The 15,834-nt window shown below is 58.4% G+C and carries 15 protein-coding genes; 1 reads left to right on the top strand and 14 read right to left on the bottom strand.

Annotated features, from left to right (window positions below; genetic code table 11):
- The first annotated feature begins 7 nt into the window (after nucleotides 1–7).
- Nucleotides 8–784, top strand: coding sequence for an enoyl-CoA hydratase (locus tag ACR0DB_RS10525; protein WP_480550686.1), 777 nt, complete (start codon nucleotides 8–10; stop codon nucleotides 782–784).
- Nucleotides 785–1,170: 386 nt separating this feature from the next.
- Here ACR0DB_RS10525 and ACR0DB_RS10520 read toward each other — a convergent pair whose 3' ends face one another.
- From ACR0DB_RS10520 to ACR0DB_RS10455, 14 genes are all read right to left on the bottom strand, one after another.
- The gene (locus ACR0DB_RS10520) at nucleotides 1,171–2,169 is read right to left on the bottom strand and encodes an efflux RND transporter permease subunit (protein WP_480550684.1); all 999 of its coding nucleotides are present in this window, start codon (nucleotides 2,167–2,169) and stop codon (nucleotides 1,171–1,173) included.
- Between the two features lie 81 nt (nucleotides 2,170–2,250).
- Nucleotides 2,251–3,063, bottom strand: coding sequence for an IclR family transcriptional regulator (locus ACR0DB_RS10515; protein ID WP_170789234.1), 813 nt, complete (start codon nucleotides 3,061–3,063; stop codon nucleotides 2,251–2,253).
- Between the two features lie 113 nt (nucleotides 3,064–3,176).
- Nucleotides 3,177–4,133: a substrate-binding domain-containing protein gene (locus ACR0DB_RS10510; protein ID WP_170789233.1), complete on the bottom strand. Its 957-nt coding sequence runs from the start codon at nucleotides 4,131–4,133 to the stop codon at nucleotides 3,177–3,179.
- Between the two features lie 83 nt (nucleotides 4,134–4,216).
- Nucleotides 4,217–5,440, bottom strand: a complete 1,224-nt coding sequence (locus ACR0DB_RS10505; RefSeq protein WP_480550682.1) for an ABC transporter permease — start codon at nucleotides 5,438–5,440, stop codon at nucleotides 4,217–4,219.
- 90 nt (nucleotides 5,441–5,530) lie between these two features.
- Nucleotides 5,531–7,081 (bottom strand): sugar ABC transporter ATP-binding protein, encoded by a 1,551-nt coding sequence (locus ACR0DB_RS10500; RefSeq protein WP_480550680.1) that lies wholly within the window; start codon nucleotides 7,079–7,081, stop codon nucleotides 5,531–5,533.
- A gap of 516 nt (nucleotides 7,082–7,597) precedes the next feature.
- A complete protein-coding gene (locus ACR0DB_RS10495; protein ID WP_480550678.1) occupies nucleotides 7,598–8,413 on the bottom strand; it encodes an inositol monophosphatase family protein in 816 nt (271 codons plus the stop codon).
- A 2-nt stretch (nucleotides 8,414–8,415) separates the two neighbouring features.
- Complete coding sequence (locus ACR0DB_RS10490; protein ID WP_480550676.1) at nucleotides 8,416–9,396, bottom strand: zinc-dependent alcohol dehydrogenase; 981 nt, start codon at nucleotides 9,394–9,396, stop codon at nucleotides 8,416–8,418.
- A 38-nt stretch (nucleotides 9,397–9,434) separates the two neighbouring features.
- A complete protein-coding gene (locus ACR0DB_RS10485) occupies nucleotides 9,435–10,256 on the bottom strand; it encodes a RibD family protein (protein ID WP_480550674.1) in 822 nt (273 codons plus the stop codon).
- A gap of 30 nt (nucleotides 10,257–10,286) precedes the next feature.
- Complete coding sequence (locus tag ACR0DB_RS10480) at nucleotides 10,287–11,066, bottom strand: class I SAM-dependent methyltransferase (protein ID WP_480550672.1); 780 nt, start codon at nucleotides 11,064–11,066, stop codon at nucleotides 10,287–10,289.
- The gene (locus ACR0DB_RS10475) at nucleotides 11,050–11,445 is read right to left on the bottom strand and encodes a 6-pyruvoyl trahydropterin synthase family protein (protein WP_480550670.1); all 396 of its coding nucleotides are present in this window, start codon (nucleotides 11,443–11,445) and stop codon (nucleotides 11,050–11,052) included. Before ACR0DB_RS10475 ends, ACR0DB_RS10480 begins: the two co-directional genes overlap by 17 nt.
- A 47-nt stretch (nucleotides 11,446–11,492) precedes the next feature.
- Complete coding sequence (locus tag ACR0DB_RS10470; RefSeq protein ID WP_480550668.1) at nucleotides 11,493–12,530, bottom strand: glycosyltransferase family 4 protein; 1,038 nt, start codon at nucleotides 12,528–12,530, stop codon at nucleotides 11,493–11,495.
- Nucleotides 12,530–13,429 carry a lysylphosphatidylglycerol synthase transmembrane domain-containing protein gene (locus ACR0DB_RS10465; RefSeq protein WP_480550666.1) on the bottom strand — a complete coding sequence of 300 codons (900 nt, stop codon included), beginning with the start codon at nucleotides 13,427–13,429 and terminating at the stop codon, nucleotides 12,530–12,532. Before ACR0DB_RS10465 ends, ACR0DB_RS10470 begins: the two co-directional genes overlap by 1 nt.
- Nucleotides 13,426–15,039, bottom strand: a complete 1,614-nt coding sequence (locus ACR0DB_RS10460; RefSeq protein ID WP_480550664.1) for a sulfatase-like hydrolase/transferase — start codon at nucleotides 15,037–15,039, stop codon at nucleotides 13,426–13,428. The genes ACR0DB_RS10465 and ACR0DB_RS10460 overlap by 4 nt, the downstream gene beginning before the upstream one ends.
- Nucleotides 15,036–15,761, bottom strand: coding sequence for a CDP-alcohol phosphatidyltransferase family protein (locus ACR0DB_RS10455; RefSeq protein ID WP_480550662.1), 726 nt, complete (start codon nucleotides 15,759–15,761; stop codon nucleotides 15,036–15,038). Before ACR0DB_RS10455 ends, ACR0DB_RS10460 begins: the two co-directional genes overlap by 4 nt.
- Between the last annotated feature and the right edge of the window lie 73 nt (nucleotides 15,762–15,834).

The raw sequence follows: 15,834 nt of genomic DNA, 5'->3' as shown, positions 1-15,834 counted from the left end.
AACGAAAATGACGAACGAAAATACAGCCACGCAAGGTGTCGCGACCGAGAAACTGGGTTCTACCCTGCGTATAACGATGTCGAACCCTGGCAAGAAAAATGCGATCGACCGGTCGATGTATCTTGGTCTGGCCGAAGCCCTGACAACCGCAGCCAAAGACCCTGAAATTCGAGTGGTTTGGCTGCGCGGTGCAGACGGTGATTTCACCAGCGGCAACATGGTGAGCGATTTTCACAACTCGGCCTCTGGTGAAAATCCGCCCGTCGTGGCTTTTCTTGAAGCGCTGATCAAATTCCCCAAGCCGATTGTCGCACAGGTAGAAGGAGTAGCCATCGGTGTTGGCGCAACAATGCTGATGCATTGTGATCTGATTTATGCGGCCGAAGGCACGCGATTCCGTCTGCCTTTTGTCAACCTTGGTCTGGTACCCGAAGCCGGGGCCAGCTACATCCTGCCGCGTCTGATGGGGCAGGCCAAAGCGGCGGAACTTTTGCTTCTGGGCCGGATGTTCTCTGCCCAAGTTGCGCTTGAAACCGGGCTTGTCAGTGGGGTTGTCGCCGCCGAGGATCTGGAAGACACGGTTTCAGCCGCGGTTTCCGAGCTTGGTGAATTGCCACCGAACGCTTTGATGAAAACCAAAGCGCTTCTGCGCCGCCCTCTTACGGGTGATGTCTGGATAAGGGTCACCGAAGAGTTGACGGATTTTGCTGCTCAGCTTGATCATAGCGAATTTCAGGAAGCCTATCAGGCGTTTGCAGAAAACCGAAAGCCGGTCTTCAAATAATCAGTCCAAGATTGTTTGTCTTTTATTTCCAACCCAAGTGCTTCGCGTCGGTTTCGGACACTTGGGTCATCAAGGCGAATTGAGCGCGATCCAGGATCTGTAGATACCGTCTACGGGCGTGAGGCGGAAAGACCACTCGAGCCAGTGAACTAAATTGAGCCGTACCATCTTCGTGTTTGCAGTCGCTGAGGCACGCGTTTTCCGACGTTTAGGCAATGTGAGCGAACGCCGTCCATTAGTCACAAGAGCGCGCGAGTTAGTCGCGCGCTCTTGGCGTGTTTCTCCAATACTGGCGGCGTCCATTCCTTCCAGAGGATCGTGAGGCAACGGCGGGAGTAAACACTCAGAAATGGCCTTCTGACATGCTCCGGTTGGATGTTGCAACGTCAAGTTGACTTTGGCCGAACACCGTGGAAGATCGCGTAGAAGACGGGCACCATGATCATTGTTATCATTGTACCAATGGTCAAACCCGCAGCGATGGTCGTCGCCATCGCGACCCAGAAGATATCCTGTAGCAATGGCAACACTCCCAAAATAGTCGTGGCCGCACCCAGCAATACCGGGTTCAAACGTGAAACCGCTGCCTCGACCAGAGCGTCGTATGGCTCCAGCCCACGTTGGAGGTTCACATTGACCTCATCCAGCAGCACGATCGAGTTCTTGATCATCAAACCAACCAAGCTCATCGCGCCCAGCAATGCCATGAACGAGAACGGCTGACCGAACGCGAGCAATCCGCCGGTGATGCCGATGAGGGCAAATGGGACGACCGTAAAGATCACCAGCGCCGGGCGGAACGCATTGAATAGCGCCACGATGATAAACACCATGATGACCACTGCAGGGCCTGAGCCGGGTATCAAAGCCTCTTGCGAGTCGGCGGTGCTGAAAGTCTCACCTCGCCATTCCAGATGATAGCCAGGGGGCAACTCGATAGCCTCGAATTGGTCCCGTACATCCTGAACCAAAGCGGGCAGTGTGACACCCACCGGACTCGCCTGAACGGCGATAGAGCGCTGGCGGTTCCAACGGACAATGGTGGGATCTTCAATTTCGACACCCACCCCATCCGTGACAGCGGCCAATGGCACGCTTTTGGTGGTGAAGGCAGGTGTGACCTGCAAACTGTCGAAATTTCCGGCTGCGGTTTGACGTTCTTCTTCAGTGCGGCGCAGGATGATTGGCAACAGGTCTTCGTTCTGGCGGTAAAGGCCAACAGGCATACCGTCAAATGCAACTCTTGTAGCGTTCGCGATATCGTTGCGGGAAGTCCCGGTCCAAATACCTGTGACCTGATTATAGTCTAGCACCAGTTTAGTCACGCGATTACGCATATCATGCCGGATATCTTTGGCATGGTTTGAAGCGCGCAGGATGTTCATTCCCTGTTCAGCAGTTCCGTGCGATCTGATCATTAGTTTTTGGATATGGGTATAGGGGGTCTGAATGCTTTTGACCAATGCTCAGGCTAGTTGATGCCAAGGTGTCCGCGGAAGCGGCATCCGTGTCGCAATACTAGTCTGTAGCTGTGCTGCAGTTGCCCTCAGCGCGTCGATTACAAATTCGCGCCGGTTGTCGATCAGGGCGGATGCGAAATGTGGGATTGTCAGCGAAGCGATAACGGATTGATCCGCACCGTGACGGATGGGCGTTGAAATCTCGCTGATCGCGTTGCTTTCAGGGCTGCTAAGCGAAATGTAGTTCTGCTCGGCACAGATTGCTGCTTGATCGGAAAACTCCTGAAGTGCGTCTTCGCTTTCGCCGGGCACGATGCTGCGAAGAAAGGTTAACCGGTCCTGTTCCCGCGCAAAATCTGAGAGAAAACATGCGCCGACCGAGGTCGGAAACACGGGGGTGGTGTATCCAACCTGAACCGTGACCCCATAGTTCTGCGAAGATGAAACGCTGTTGACGACGATCAACTCTTTTTTGCCATTAGGCACCCAAAGGTGGTTGGACAGCTCAATTTCCTCGGCCAACCGATTCATATACGGCTCGGCCAGTTCGGCCAGTTTGCCGTTATCCGTGCGGTCGCCGCCCAGCAAAGCCAACTTACCTGTCAATTTGAACAGATCGCCTTCTTGCCGCTCAATGTATCCGCGTTCTTCCAGCACGATCATCATGCGAAAGATCTCGTTTTTCGACCGCCCGATTCCCTGCGCCAGTTGCGACAGGGTAGGGGAAACGTCCGAAAGCGAAAGAAACTCAAGAATATCCAACCCCTTTTCCAGTGCGGGGGCGGAGTATTTTTGAAGTTTCGTTTTTTGCTCGGACATGGGCGGAACCTTTTCTTGTAGCTTTCCCAAAAAAAACAGCAGGGGCGCAAGCCCCTGCTTGTCCGGCCGGCCATCCCGACAGGGAGGAGAAAGGAAACCGGCCTGAACGGTCCTTACAGGCCGTTCTTCTTCAGGACGTCACCAGCATTTTCCGAAGTGATCGCCTCGGTGCCCATGACAACCGATTTTGGAACTTCTTCACCTTTCAGATGCTTCAGTGCCTGACGCAGGCCTTCTGCACCGGGGGTCGGGTACAGGAAGGTGGCCGACAGCTCGCCATTGGCAACCCAAGTCACGCCTTCGCCCGGAAGCGCGTCAACACCAATGAAGATGATGTCATCGGCACGGCCTGCGTCTTTGGCTGCCAGATATGCACCATAGGCCATCGGGTCGTTGTGGCCGTACACCATTGTGATGTCTTCATAGTTACGGAGGGCGGTCGACATGATGTCATAGGCCTGATCCTGCTTCCAGTCGCCCGACTGTTGATCCAGCAGGAAGGTAACGCCTTCTTCGCCCTCAAAGGCTTCGTGGAACCCGTTGGCGCGGTCGTGCGCGGCTTGCGTGCCCAGACCCCCCCAGATTTCTACGATAGTGCCTTTTGCAGCGCCCGCGCCACCCAGCTGGTCCAACGCGAACTTGCCTGCCTCGCGGCCGATCAGTTCGTTGTCGCCGCCAACCCACTGAACGAATTTGTCGGTGTCGACGTTACGGTCCAGAACAAAGACGGGGATGCCCGCGTCAGTGGCTTGTTCGACCACACCGGTCAGACCGGCGGATTCTTTCGGCGAGATCAGGATCGCGTCAACTTCCTGACGGATAAAGTTTTCGACGTCGGCAACCTGCTTTTCGGTGCGGTCGTTTGCGTCGGCGATGATCAGCTCGACATTGTCGTGTAGGTCGGCCTCGGCGCGCAGGTCTTTGTTGAACTGGACACGCCAGGGTTCAACCGTTGTCACCTGCGAGAAACCGATCACATAGTTGTCAGCCGCCAGTACCATCGAGGCCGAAAACGAAGTTGCGAGCGCGGTGGCAGCCATCAGGCTCTTGCCAAATGTTCTTCTTTTCATAGTCTACTCCTTAGTCATGATGCGGGTTACTCCAATGTTCCCGCGTTCTGATTGCTCTGACCTTGGTCCTCCAAGATTCGAGGTCAGAGCCTCCTCCCTCTGCCCGGGCGCTCTTTCGCCATGACAAAGATCTCTTCAAATCGCCCTTCCTGAAGCAGGACGGCGACCACGATGATGATGCCCTTCAGCACCAGCTGCGTGTTACTGTCGATGTTGTTCAATTGCAGGATGTTGCTGAGGAAGCCAAAGATCAGGACCCCAACGAATGTTCCCATGATTGCGCCGCGTCCACCCATCAGACTGGTGCCGCCGATGACCACGGCCGCAATCGCGTCCAGCTCCAAGCCAAGACCCGCATCCGGTTTGCCCTGGCGGAACTGCGCCACATACAACACCCCAGCCAGCGCGGACAAACCGCCCGCCAGCGCATAGGTGATGATCTTGTTGCGGCCCACATTGATGCCAGCCAGACGCGCGGCTTCTTCATTGCCGCCGATAGCCATCAGATAGCTGCCGAAGGTGGTGAAACGGGTGATCAGGAAAAAGATCAGCAGTACGGCAAGGAAGAACAGGCCCGGCACGGGTAGAACACCCCACAGCAATTGACGCAGCACTTCGAAATTCTCGGTCGCGTTGCTGCCGGTGTAAACTGGATAGACAGCGGTATCCTGCCCGGCAATCACACGCGCCAGACCCAGCGCACCCACCATCATTGCAAGCGTCACGATAAAGGGTTGCAGGCGGCCATAGACGATCAAGGCGCCATTTACTGTCCCCATCACGGCCCCAATGCAGGGCACCACAATCAGCACAGCCAGAACGCCAAACTTGGGCATCACCTGACCGGCCAGCCAAACCATCACACCGATGGCAATTGAAGCGGCAACAAGACGGCTTAGCATCCGTGACGGCGCGCTTGTGGTGGCCGCTGTGTCCGAGGTGCGGTTCAGGTTGCTTTGCACGAAATAAATCAGGGCGGCGATGGCTACAAACAGGACGATCCCGGTGGCAGGCACGCCAAAATAGCTTGCCGCCGTCCATCCTTCTTGCGTCAGCAACATCGCACATATCACGGTACCCAGCGCCATGACGGACCCGACAGACAGGTCGATACCAGCGATAAAAATCACCATCGTCATGCCGACCGCCACAATGCCCGTGACCGAGACCTGACGCAGGATGTCTGTCAGGTTGCCCAGCGACAGAAAGATGTTGTTGCCCTTGGACGAAACCGGTGAGGTCAACGCCCCGAACAGGATCAGAGCAACCAAGCCCCAGTAGAGTTTTGTCTTGTTCAGCAGCCGCATGAACACCGCCCTCGAGGTGCGGTTTTGTTCTAAAGTTGGGCTATTGGGTTCCATAACAGTCATGTCTTTTCTCGATTAAGGATCAAGCGCTTAGCGGAATTGCATCGCAAGTGCTTTGATCGAATCCACGGTCATTTCGTCGCGCGAAAGCTCTCCGGCCATCTGGCCCTCACACAGCACGATCATGCGGTCGCAGACAGCCATGAACTCGGATAGTTCCGAGCTTGCGAACAAGACCGAGATGCCCTGATCTGCCAGCCGTCCAACCAGATCGTAAATCTCGTCCTTGGCACCAATGTCGATGCCACGGGTAGGCTCATCCAGCAGCAGGACACGCGGTTGCGTCGCTAACCATTTGCCCAAAACGACCTTTTGTTGGTTGCCCCCGCTCAGCTTTCCGACCGGGTGATCTGGCCCTGTGGCCGCCACTTTCAGTGTTTCGATCGCCTTCAACGCCTGTTTGCGCTGCTCGACGTCCGAGTACCGCCCAAATCGCGATTGCAAAGGCATCAGCGGCAGCGCCACATTCGATGAGATTGACCGTTCGAGCAACAGCCCGTTCCCCTTGCGGTCCTCGGTGATCAGCGCCAGCCCGTTGCGAACCCCGTCTTGCGGTTTGACCGGGCGCAGCGGTTTGCCTTCCAGCGTGATCTGCCCGTGATAGTTCCCGCCGCGCGCGCCGAATAGTGTTTCCAGAAGCTCGGTGCGACCGGCTCCTAGCAGGCCACCAATGCCCAGCACTTCTCCGCGTTTGAGGTCGAACGACACATCTTCCAAAACTTTGCGGTTACCGGTCCAGGCCGACAGGTTCGCGACCTGCAGAACCACTTCGTCCTGCGCCGGGTTCTGGCGTTCAACGGCGTTAATCTCAACCGTGCGGCCAACCATCATTCGGATTAGTTCGGCGGATGTTGTCTCGGATGCCAGACGCGTTCCGATCAAGTCACCATCGCGCAGAACCGTGACCCGATCCGAGATTTCGAACACCTCATCCATCCGGTGAGAGATATAGACGACCGCGACGCCCTGCAGCGCCAGATCGCGCACGACTTCCATCAGAATATCCGCTTCAGCCTGCGACAGGGCCGAGGTCGGCTCATCCATGATCAGCAATCGCGCATTCATCAGCAGTGCGCGTGCGATCTCAACCAGTTGTTGTTCTCCGACACGCAGGTCTTTGACCGGGGTGTCGATATCCAGTGTGAATCCGAACCGCGATAGGGCCTGCCGTGCCTTCTGCCTCAGAGCCTTGCGGTCGATGAAGGTGCCGAATTTTCGCGGCTCATGCCCCAGCAAAACATTTTCGGCTACCGTCATTTCGGGGATCAGGCTCAGCTCCTGATGCATGATGACGATACCGTGCTGTTCCGCATCGCGGGGCGAGTCGAACGTGACGGTTTCCCCGTCAATCTGGAACGTTCCGAATGTCGGCTTCTGTACGCCGCTGATGATCTTGACCAGCGTGCTTTTCCCGGCACCATTCTCACCCATGAGAGTGTGGATTTCACCGCCGTCAAAAACCAGATCGACGTCTCGGAGAACGGATACACCGGAAAACGACATACCAATCCCGCTGAGAGACACGGTAATCTGACTTTCGGTTCCTTGTTGCGCCCGAAGCGCCGACTCTTGCTTCGCCATCACAGCGCCTCCCTTCGCCGATCTTAACGATTCACCGCAAAACGGTTTCATATATAAAACCACAGGCTTCAACAAAACGTCAAGAAGTATTTTGGACGGCGCTTCAAGCAGCGAATTATCGGCGTTGTCGTACCGGTTTTGACTCAGTGTGGACGCTGGTTGTCTGAAGTCGGCGTTTAGTATAAGTATAAGAAAAAGATATATAAATTTACTGTTTAGGCAAAAAACCTGCTGCGCATTTTCGCATCCTAGGTCCGCATTGGTCAGATAGTTGCCCGAAGCGGTGCTGCTCAGGTGATCCAGAATAGAAACCGTTTCACCAGTAAAGATAGAGTCGGGTTTTAGAAGAAGGATGAGCCCCGCTACGATGCCACAGGTGGCCTATCTTCATCCATCCGTCGGGCACGTCTAGGACAAAGGCTTTGGTTGCTCGATCCCAATCGAAATGGCTAGGTAGAAATTCTTAAACAACACCTTAGAGGACAACCTTCCGCGGGTGCAATCTGCCGAGCGTTTTCATAAGATGTTCTTGCGTAGCACTGTGGCAAGTTCGGAATTGCTCGCAATCAGGGACCCAGTCGCCAGAATGTCGGTGTTTGGCCAAAGGGGTTGAACCAATCCTCCGGCCTCGCGGACCAGTAGCAGCCCGGCGGCGATATCCCAAGCGCCAAGGTTGCGCTCCCAATAGCCCTCAACGCGGCCTGCGGCAACATAAGCCAGATCAAGCGCCGCCGCGCCGCCGCGTCTGATCCCTGCGCAGCTCGGCATCAGCCGTTCGATATCCGCCAATGCAGCTTTCAGATACGTCACCCGCGCGCCAGCAGGGACCCCGGTGGCAAAAAGTGCGTTTTGTGTGTCTCTCTCGCCGCTGACCCAAATGCGTCCACCGTTCAGATAGGTCCCGGACCCACGTTCGGCAGAAAATACCTCGTTCTTTGTTGGGTCGCACACAAGGGCGGCGACGATTTCGTCTTTGTCGCACAGCGCGATTGAGATAGCCCAATGCGGAATGCCCTTCACGAAGTTCGTCGTGCCGTCCAATGGATCAACAACCCAGTGCAAGTCGGTTCCTTGACCGAGGCGGCTGCCCGTTTCCTCGCCCAGCCAGCCGTAGTCCGGGTAGGCACAGGTCAGCTTCCGGGCGATCTGTGCCTCGGCCTCGCGGTCGGCCTGTGAGACGAAATCGCCCTTGGTCTTTTGTTCGACTTGCAGCGCGTTGCGGTTTGCAAAAGCTTGCTGCAAGCCGGTGGCGGCGCTTAACGCGGCGTCGGCCATGGCTAACAGGTGGTGCGACGCGTTTGGTGGAAGCCAGTGTTTTATGTCCAGCACCATGGTCAATCCCGGGCAAACCTGATCCGATGGCAAAGCGTTGATGAGGCGTCCAAAATCGCCTCATAGCTTTGTGGCAGATCGTCAAATTCCGTCTCACCCGAGATGAGAGCATCCAGAACCGGGTCTGCAAGTAGGTCGATGGCTTTACGCAGCCGTTTTCCATAGGTCCAGCGTGCGGCCATATGGGCCGGAATACGCCCGACCTGACTGCTGATTATCCGCAGGCGTTTGCGATGAAAGGCGCCCCCCAGTGGCACGGTGGTGGGTTGGGTGCCGTACCAGCTGGTTTCGACGATGGTGGCTTCGACCCCGGCTGCGGCGATTGCGGTCGCCAGCCCCGCAGATGTGGCCGAGCTATGGATCACCACATCGGAATTCTGCGGTACCTGATCGGGGTGCGCAAAGTCGCAACCCAACTGCTGCGCAATTGTGGCTCTGTCGGGGTTGGTGTCGACAAGGCAGACCTCGGTTCCGGGCATGCGGGCGTAGAGATACCCCGTCAGGGCCCCGACTACCCCAGCCCCGACGATGGTGACGCGGCTACCGGCACCGAGCTCCGCGTCCCACAGAATGTTCAGTGCGGTTTCCATGTTGGCGGCAAGCACGGCACGGGCGGGAGGGACCGATGGAGTGATTGGGATGGCCGCAGATGATGGCACGCTGAACTGCGTTTGGTGCGGATGCAGGGCAAAAACGAGCTCTCCTGCCCGAGGGCCGGACTGAATGCTTCCGACGGCGGCATAGCCGTATTTGACAGGGAATTCGAAACTGCCTTCCTGAAAAGGGGCGCGCATCGTTTCGAACTCGGCCTTAGGAACCTGCCCGCGAAACACCAAACGCTCGGTCCCGCGACTGATGCCGGAATATAGCGTCTTGATACGTGCGCCGTCAGGACTTTCGCCAAGGACCGTGTCCAAAAGCGCGGGTTTTCCGGCTTGGGTGATCCACAACGCGCGGGCCGTTTGGTCTGAATTGACTTTCATGGCGTGCCTTTGATCTTCGGGTTTGTGCCGGGGGCCGCTCAGTTTGTGTGGACGGCGGCCCGGCAGGGCAGGGGGTATGGCTTGATCTGCGCTGAGGCGGGTTCAAACGTGCAATCAAACAGCACATCCGAGCCCAACCCATAGACATCCGTCCGGGGCCGTAGTGCCTGAGACAGACGCTCGACCGGTGAGGTGGTCAGGCCCTGTGGCCCGGCGCCGATCAGCAAGGGCGCGACGGCGACATGTAGGTGGGTCAACAGATTTGCCTCAAGGAATTTGGCGATGGTGATGCCGCCGCCTTCGATCAGGATGCGGTTCAATCCCCGCTGTTGCAAGGCATTCAGGATTTGCGCGGGCGAAATCCAATGGGTGCGCGGCAGTGTAATCACCTCGACATGGTCGGGGCGGGGTTTGTCGACGGACTGGATGACAATGCAATGCGCTGACCTGTCTTGCATCAACCCGATATCGTCCGGCATGCGCCCGTTTGGATCGATGATCACGCGCACGGGGTTCTCACCTTCGACCATGCGCACGGTCAGACGAGGATTGTCGTGAAGAGCTGTCTTGACCCCGATCACAACCGCATCGGACAGCGCCCGCAGACGGTGCAGATGGACAAGGCCATCCTTGCCCGAGATATCTTTGGCATCGCCCGATACGGTGGCAATGCGCCCATCCAGCGACTGCCCAATCTGACCAATGACATGGCCACTGGACTTCGGTTGCGCCAGAGCGCCATAGATCGAAAGGGCCTGCTTTTCGCCTTCGCTCCAATCGGGGTCGCATAAGCATCCGCGACCGGCACGAACAGACAAGATACGGTCCCAGACCTTGGGTGTTACGTCAACGTCCTGCATCGTTATCTCCGTATTCCGGCTTGCCGTTGTTCATCTTGGGATCGCCAGATGATCGGTATGGCCGATGAAACCAAGCGTCTGGGACAGTGTCTTTTGTCGGGCGGCGGCCCAATCCTGGGCCTCGTCCTTGCCAACCTCATGCGCGGCCTGTGCAATTCCGGCCAACAGCTTGGCGTGCAGCGTGGTGTCCTCAGCACCAAGGTGCCAGGGGCTTTGGGCCGAACTGACCGCATAGCCATCTGCCGCGCAAACCCTTGCAAAGCGTGATCCGGCTTCGGGGCCAAGTGCTAGTCCCAGCCCCTTGTCGGTTCGCTGGTGCTGGTTAAAGGCTTGGGTGACGCCCTCGTCGTGTGGGTCTGCGGGGGACCAACGCATCACGCCGTCATAGTTGAGCGCCGTGTAAACCGGAATACCGGCCGCGCTGGCCCACTTGACTAGAGCGTCCACCCAGCTTTCGGGCATCAGGTCGAATAGGGCCGAAGCTGTGATCAGTCCGACCCGGTCCAGATCAAGACCGTCGATGCGGCTCAGATCGCATTGCACGCACTGCGCGTTGGGATGCCGCGAGGCCGCGATACGCAACAGGGCCGGATCATTGTCGACAAACCGCCAGTTGAGATCCGAAAATCCGGCACTGGCAAAGGCGCGCGCGGTCGAACCCGTGCCGCTGCCAAGATCAAGGATCGTCATCCCCTCAGCGACACAGCCCGCAGCACGCCGCAGCAGATCCTGATCCCGAGACCGGTGATCGACCGGTTCCCGCAGGCTGAGCCAGTCGGGTTCAAAGCCGATTTCAGAGGTCTGCTTCATACCACCCACGCGCGACATGGCTTTCGTGTAGCTGCACGCGGATACGCTTGAGGCGACCTTTGTCGCCAAGCCCTCTTGTCTTTGCGACATCGCGTAACTGTTCCCAGATATAGTGGCAAAGGAATTCGGTTGTAGTGATCTTGCCTTTGAAGGCAGGCACCTCGTCCAGATTAGTATAGCGCAGCGGGGCCAGCGTCTGGGCCAGGGCCTCGGTGGCCAGGCCGATATCGACGACCAGACCGTTTTCGTCCAGATCGGCGGTGTAAAAAGCGGCATCCACGACAAATGTGGCCCCATGCATCCCCTGAGCGGGGCCAAACACGGGCGAGGGCAAGGAATGTGCGATCATCACGTGGTCGCGGACTTCAACAGCAAACATGAGCTTTCCAATTCATAGCATCTGCATGGTGTAAATGAGGGCGCAGGTCATGACGCAAACCTTTCGATTACTTTGGCGAACTGGTTTGCGGTGTCCTGCCAGGTTGGCAAACTTGCGGCCCGCAAAGCCGAGGCGCGGGCCATGTGCGCAAGATGGTCGGGGTTCTGCAACAGCGCGCGCAGCTTGTGGGCAAAAGCCTCGGGTTGGTCCGGGGGGACCAACTCTGCCGCATCACAGGTAGTGTCCGGGACCGCGCCGACTGCGCATGAGACGACGGGCAGGCCGCGCAGCATCGCCTCGCTCAGGACCATGCCATAGCCTTCGTACCGGGTGGCCAGAGTAAAGAGAGAGGCGCGCTGATAGGCCGCCTCGATCGCTGTGCCACCGACTTCACCCACAAGCGTTACGCGGTCTTTCAGACCCGCCGTTTTAATCTGTGCCTGGAGCGCGGCGGCATAGGCGGGGTCTTGCGGCCGACCTATGATTTCTGCTTGCCACGGGATGTCCGATATCTGCTCCAACGCGCGGATCAGCACGTCATGCCCCTTGCGTTCGACCAGTAGACCAACGCTGAGGATAAGCGGGGGGTCAACCGGCGCTGAAACGGCGCGAGGACGTTCAAATCCGGGCGCAGCCACGGTGATCTTGTCGGCAGGCACCCCGAAATCGGATCGGAGCGTCCGTCCGATATGGGCGCTGGTCACGATGATATGCGCGACCTGTTCCAAAACTGCGGCCTCATTGCGGATTAGCGCGGCAGCTTTGGTCGGATCAGTGCCGGTTTCAAGACCAAGCGGATGGTGCACCAGTGCAATGACAGGCGCAGCAAGCGCGGCAATCGCGTCAGGCGGCATCGCGCCAAGGGCCAAACCGTCAATTATAACCGGGTCCGAGGCGGGTACGGCGTTCAACGCCCGCACAGCTCGGGACATGTCCTGCGGCGGGGCGTCGGGAAAGCTGCCGGGCAGTTCCAGATGCGTTGTCGCGCAGCCGCTTTTATTCAGCAGGTCCAAAACCGTGGCGTCATATATATAGCCGCCAGTGCGCTGGTCTTTGTCGCCGGGTATTGCAAAAACAGCACTCATCATACGTTTTCCAATGGTTTGCGCTTATGGGCATGGTCGGTTGAAAGAAGAAGAAAGCCAATCGCAGGTAGGGCGGCCAGCAACATGACAGCACCATAGCAAATGCCCATCGCTATTCCGGCCTCGGGCGTGGCACCAGCCAGCGGGAACAGCGCTGCGGCAGCGCCTTCGCGCCAGCCCCATCCGGCGATGGACAGCGGGACAATCATGGCACACAAGACCAAGGGCAGGATGGTATAGCAGGCCTCTGGCGGCAAGGGCGTACCGGTTGCACGGGCGCAGGCGTACAGTCCCAGTATCAGCAAAACCGCCGCGAAAACCGCAAGCGCCGTGATATCACGCCGGGACAGCAGCCCCAGGAAAAACCGGGTGAAACCCGCCGTCATCCTGAACTTTGCAAGCCAGATCACCAGACCCGCCGCAACGGCCAGAGCGGCGGCTATCAGCCAGCTGGTCGCCGCAGGCCATGCGATCCCGCCCGGTATCGACAGAGCCCAGAACAGACCGCCAAACACAATCGCCAGCAGCGCGGCCTGACCCAAAAGACGCTCGGCCAGCACCGATTGGGCTGCATTTTTCAGGTCGCCGTGATGTCGGGCGCGAATGGCGCGGCTGACATCTCCGACGACGCCACCGGGCAGGGCGGAGTTGGCAAGCAGGGACAGATAGTATTCTCGCACCGCGCCGAAATAGGACAGCTCAAGCCCAAGTGCGCCTGCGGTCAGTTGCCAGCGCCGTGCCATCGACAGCGTGCTGCATGTCAGGGCCACGAACGCGACCAAAACCCAGTATAGGTCGGTCTCATGGAGCCGCGCCCAGACATCGCCAGCCGCGCTGAACCAAAGAAGGCCGCCCAACAGCGCCAATGATCCCAGTATGCGCCCCATACGTCCCATCATGGCGCGGCCTTCGCCAATGGCTCGAAGGACGAGAATGCGCTCAGAAAGTCATCGCGGAATCGATCCATCCGCCGTACCGGCGTGTCAGGCGCGGGCAAAAGCCCGTCACTCAGCCCCCAATGGGCGAGATGCGACACCACCTCGGACGGGCCAATGACATGAAAGGGGACATCGCGGTTGTTGCTACCTGCCACAAATCCTGCGGCCTGATGATCTCCTGCAACAATGATCAAAGGCGCCTGCGCGCCCAGATTGGCCACATGGGCAAACACGGCTTGCAAGCTGTAATCGACCGACCGCCGATAGGCGTCCCGCACGGCGTCTCGGTCCTTCCACAACTCGCGGGGGGCGGGGCCTTGCTGGGCCATTTGTTCAAAAACCGAACCGTCTCCGATCTCCTCCCAAGGGATCATCCGGGGAACCGGGGTCCATGGTGCATGCGACGAGATCAATGCCACCTGTACAAAGCGCGGCTGCGCGGATTGGGGTAGTAGGTCCGGGTAGGCAGCAAGCGTGAATTGATCGGGCATCGTGACCCAATTGAACCGTTTGCCCTGGTAGGGAATGTCTGCGGCGGCAAACACGTGGTCAAAGCCCATGGCGCTGCTTTCCGGCCAGGCAAGCGTGATGGCGGGCATGATGGCTGCCGTCTGGTACCCAGCCCTTTGCGCATAGTGGAACAGCCATTTTCGACCGCTGGCGATCATCGCGTTGTATCGCCCGTTATCCGAGGTCCACAGCCCCGTTGCCAGCGTCCCATGCGCCAGCCAGCTTTCGCCGCCCGCCGTCGGAGAGGTCAGCCAGCCACTGCGCATGGACATGCCGGTTTCTCTGATCGCGGCCTCGGCGCTCCGCAGGGTTTGCTGATGCGTTTGTGCATAAAGCGGGTTGTCGAAACTGGCGCGCCCATAGCTTTCGATCCAAATCAGCAGCACATCGCGGCCTTCCAGCATGTCAAGCAAGCCTTGGGCCTGAAGCATCGGGTCAGACTGCGCGTTGCGGCGGAATTGGGCAAGATCGGCGGCAGTCGCCTGCATCTCGGCCCCGCGCTTGTAGATCAGGCGAGAGGTCCAGGCCGTACCTGGCGGGCTGGCTTCGAACCGCCACTGGTCAAGGTGGTGACCCACATCCGCAACGGCCCATGTACCGGCCATCAGCACACCTGCCGCCGCCGCCCCTCGCATCCAGTTTTGTGTGGGCAGATCGGCCCAGGCTTTCAACGCGAACTGAAGCAGGACAAACAAAAGGACTAGGGCTGCGCTGCCCAGCACCACCAACATAAGCGTCAGCGGCAGGCCCAAGCTGGTTGTCAAAAGGCCGAACCCGGCGTTGATCAGGAACAAATCGACGATGGGGTTGAACGTCCGGTTATAGGCGATGAACGTGCCATAGTCGGCAATTTTTACCAGCGTTGCGACAACCAACAACAGCGCAGTCACCGTCGCCAGTCCGCGCAACCGGCCAAGGGCGATCATCAGCGCAACGATCACAGGCAATTCCAACGGCCAGCGATTCAACGCGGCCCACGTCATCGTGCCGGGATGGTTGGGCAGGACCAGTACGCAAAAGATCAGGCCGGTTCCGAGGCAGAGTGTCAGGACCTGCTTCATTTCGATCGGCGCAACAGCCAGTGAATATCGGCCCCGAAAGAATAGCTGAGCGCCAAGGACGCCGTTAGTGACAGCGGCGCCAGCACAGCGGCAGGGGTCAGCGGGAAGACCAGCAATAGCAACGCCGCAATCTGGACCACGCAGACTGCTTTGCGGCGAAACGAAGGGGGCAGGTTCCCGCGCAGTTGCGGCCAAACCCACCCGGCCGCAACAAAAGCGTAACGCGCGAACCCCAAAATCAGCACATAGGCCTGCGCGGTCCCCGACAACATCACCCAAAGCGCAAGGACCGCTCCCAGCGCGGCGTCCGTTTCCATGTCGAACCGCGCGCCAAAGTCGGATTGCAGACCGGACCTGCGGGCAAACCACCCATCCAACCCATCCAGAGCAAAGGCAAACGCCCCAACCGCAAAGACCAGCCATCCAGAGACCTCGGTCGTGAAGAACAGGGCGCCGAACAGAAAAGCAACCAAGGCGGCGCGTAGCAGCGTTGTTGTGTTGCACAGCCCCAGCACGTTGTGCGGATAGCGGCTGACCAACCCCGCACCAGACAGGACCGTCGCGACCAGAAACGCGGACAATGCCCAGAACACCGAGGGCAAGGCCATCGACGCTGCCAGAGCCAACCCTGCGCCCATCACCACTGCCTGCCCGGCAAATACAGACACAGGCGAGAACGCTTGGGAATGGGTCACCGGGCCCAGGGGCCGATGCGCTTTCATGGTAGTTTCTTCGGGTCGTCTGTTACCATCATACTCAAATTAGTGCGTAATTCCGCTTTGGCTAATGTGATAA

The sequence above is a fragment of the Ruegeria sp. AB6 genome (assembly GCF_056542685.1).
The sequence above is the reverse complement of the archived record's forward strand: the minus strand, read 5'-3'. Positions and strand labels throughout refer to the sequence as shown.

Coding starts and splice junctions, on each gene's coding strand:
- ACR0DB_RS10490 (WP_480550676.1), bottom strand. CDS start 9,396: ATGAAAGTCAATTCAGACCAAACGGCCCGCGCGTTGTGGATCACCCAA.
- ACR0DB_RS10460 (WP_480550664.1), bottom strand. CDS start 15,039: ATGAAGCAGGTCCTGACACTCTGCCTCGGAACCGGCCTGATCTTTTGC.
- ACR0DB_RS10495 (WP_480550678.1), bottom strand. CDS start 8,413: ATGGTGCTGGACATAAAACACTGGCTTCCACCAAACGCGTCGCACCAC.
- ACR0DB_RS10475 (WP_480550670.1), bottom strand. CDS start 11,445: ATGTTTGCTGTTGAAGTCCGCGACCACGTGATGATCGCACATTCCTTG.
- ACR0DB_RS10510 (WP_170789233.1), bottom strand. CDS start 4,133: ATGAAAAGAAGAACATTTGGCAAGAGCCTGATGGCTGCCACCGCGCTC.
- ACR0DB_RS10485 (WP_480550674.1), bottom strand. CDS start 10,256: ATGCAGGACGTTGACGTAACACCCAAGGTCTGGGACCGTATCTTGTCT.
- ACR0DB_RS10480 (WP_480550672.1), bottom strand. CDS start 11,066: ATGAAGCAGACCTCTGAAATCGGCTTTGAACCCGACTGGCTCAGCCTG.
- ACR0DB_RS10500 (WP_480550680.1), bottom strand. CDS start 7,081: ATGGCGAAGCAAGAGTCGGCGCTTCGGGCGCAACAAGGAACCGAAAGT.
- ACR0DB_RS10515 (WP_170789234.1), bottom strand. CDS start 3,063: ATGTCCGAGCAAAAAACGAAACTTCAAAAATACTCCGCCCCCGCACTG.
- ACR0DB_RS10455 (WP_480550662.1), bottom strand. CDS start 15,761: ATGAAAGCGCATCGGCCCCTGGGCCCGGTGACCCATTCCCAAGCGTTC.
- ACR0DB_RS10470 (WP_480550668.1), bottom strand. CDS start 12,530: ATGAGTGCTGTTTTTGCAATACCCGGCGACAAAGACCAGCGCACTGGC.
- ACR0DB_RS10505 (WP_480550682.1), bottom strand. CDS start 5,440: ATGCGGCTGCTGAACAAGACAAAACTCTACTGGGGCTTGGTTGCTCTG.
- ACR0DB_RS10465 (WP_480550666.1), bottom strand. CDS start 13,429: ATGATGGGACGTATGGGGCGCATACTGGGATCATTGGCGCTGTTGGGC.
- ACR0DB_RS10525 (WP_480550686.1), top strand. CDS start 8: ATGACGAACGAAAATACAGCCACGCAAGGTGTCGCGACCGAGAAACTG.
- ACR0DB_RS10520 (WP_480550684.1), bottom strand. CDS start 2,169: ATGAACATCCTGCGCGCTTCAAACCATGCCAAAGATATCCGGCATGAT.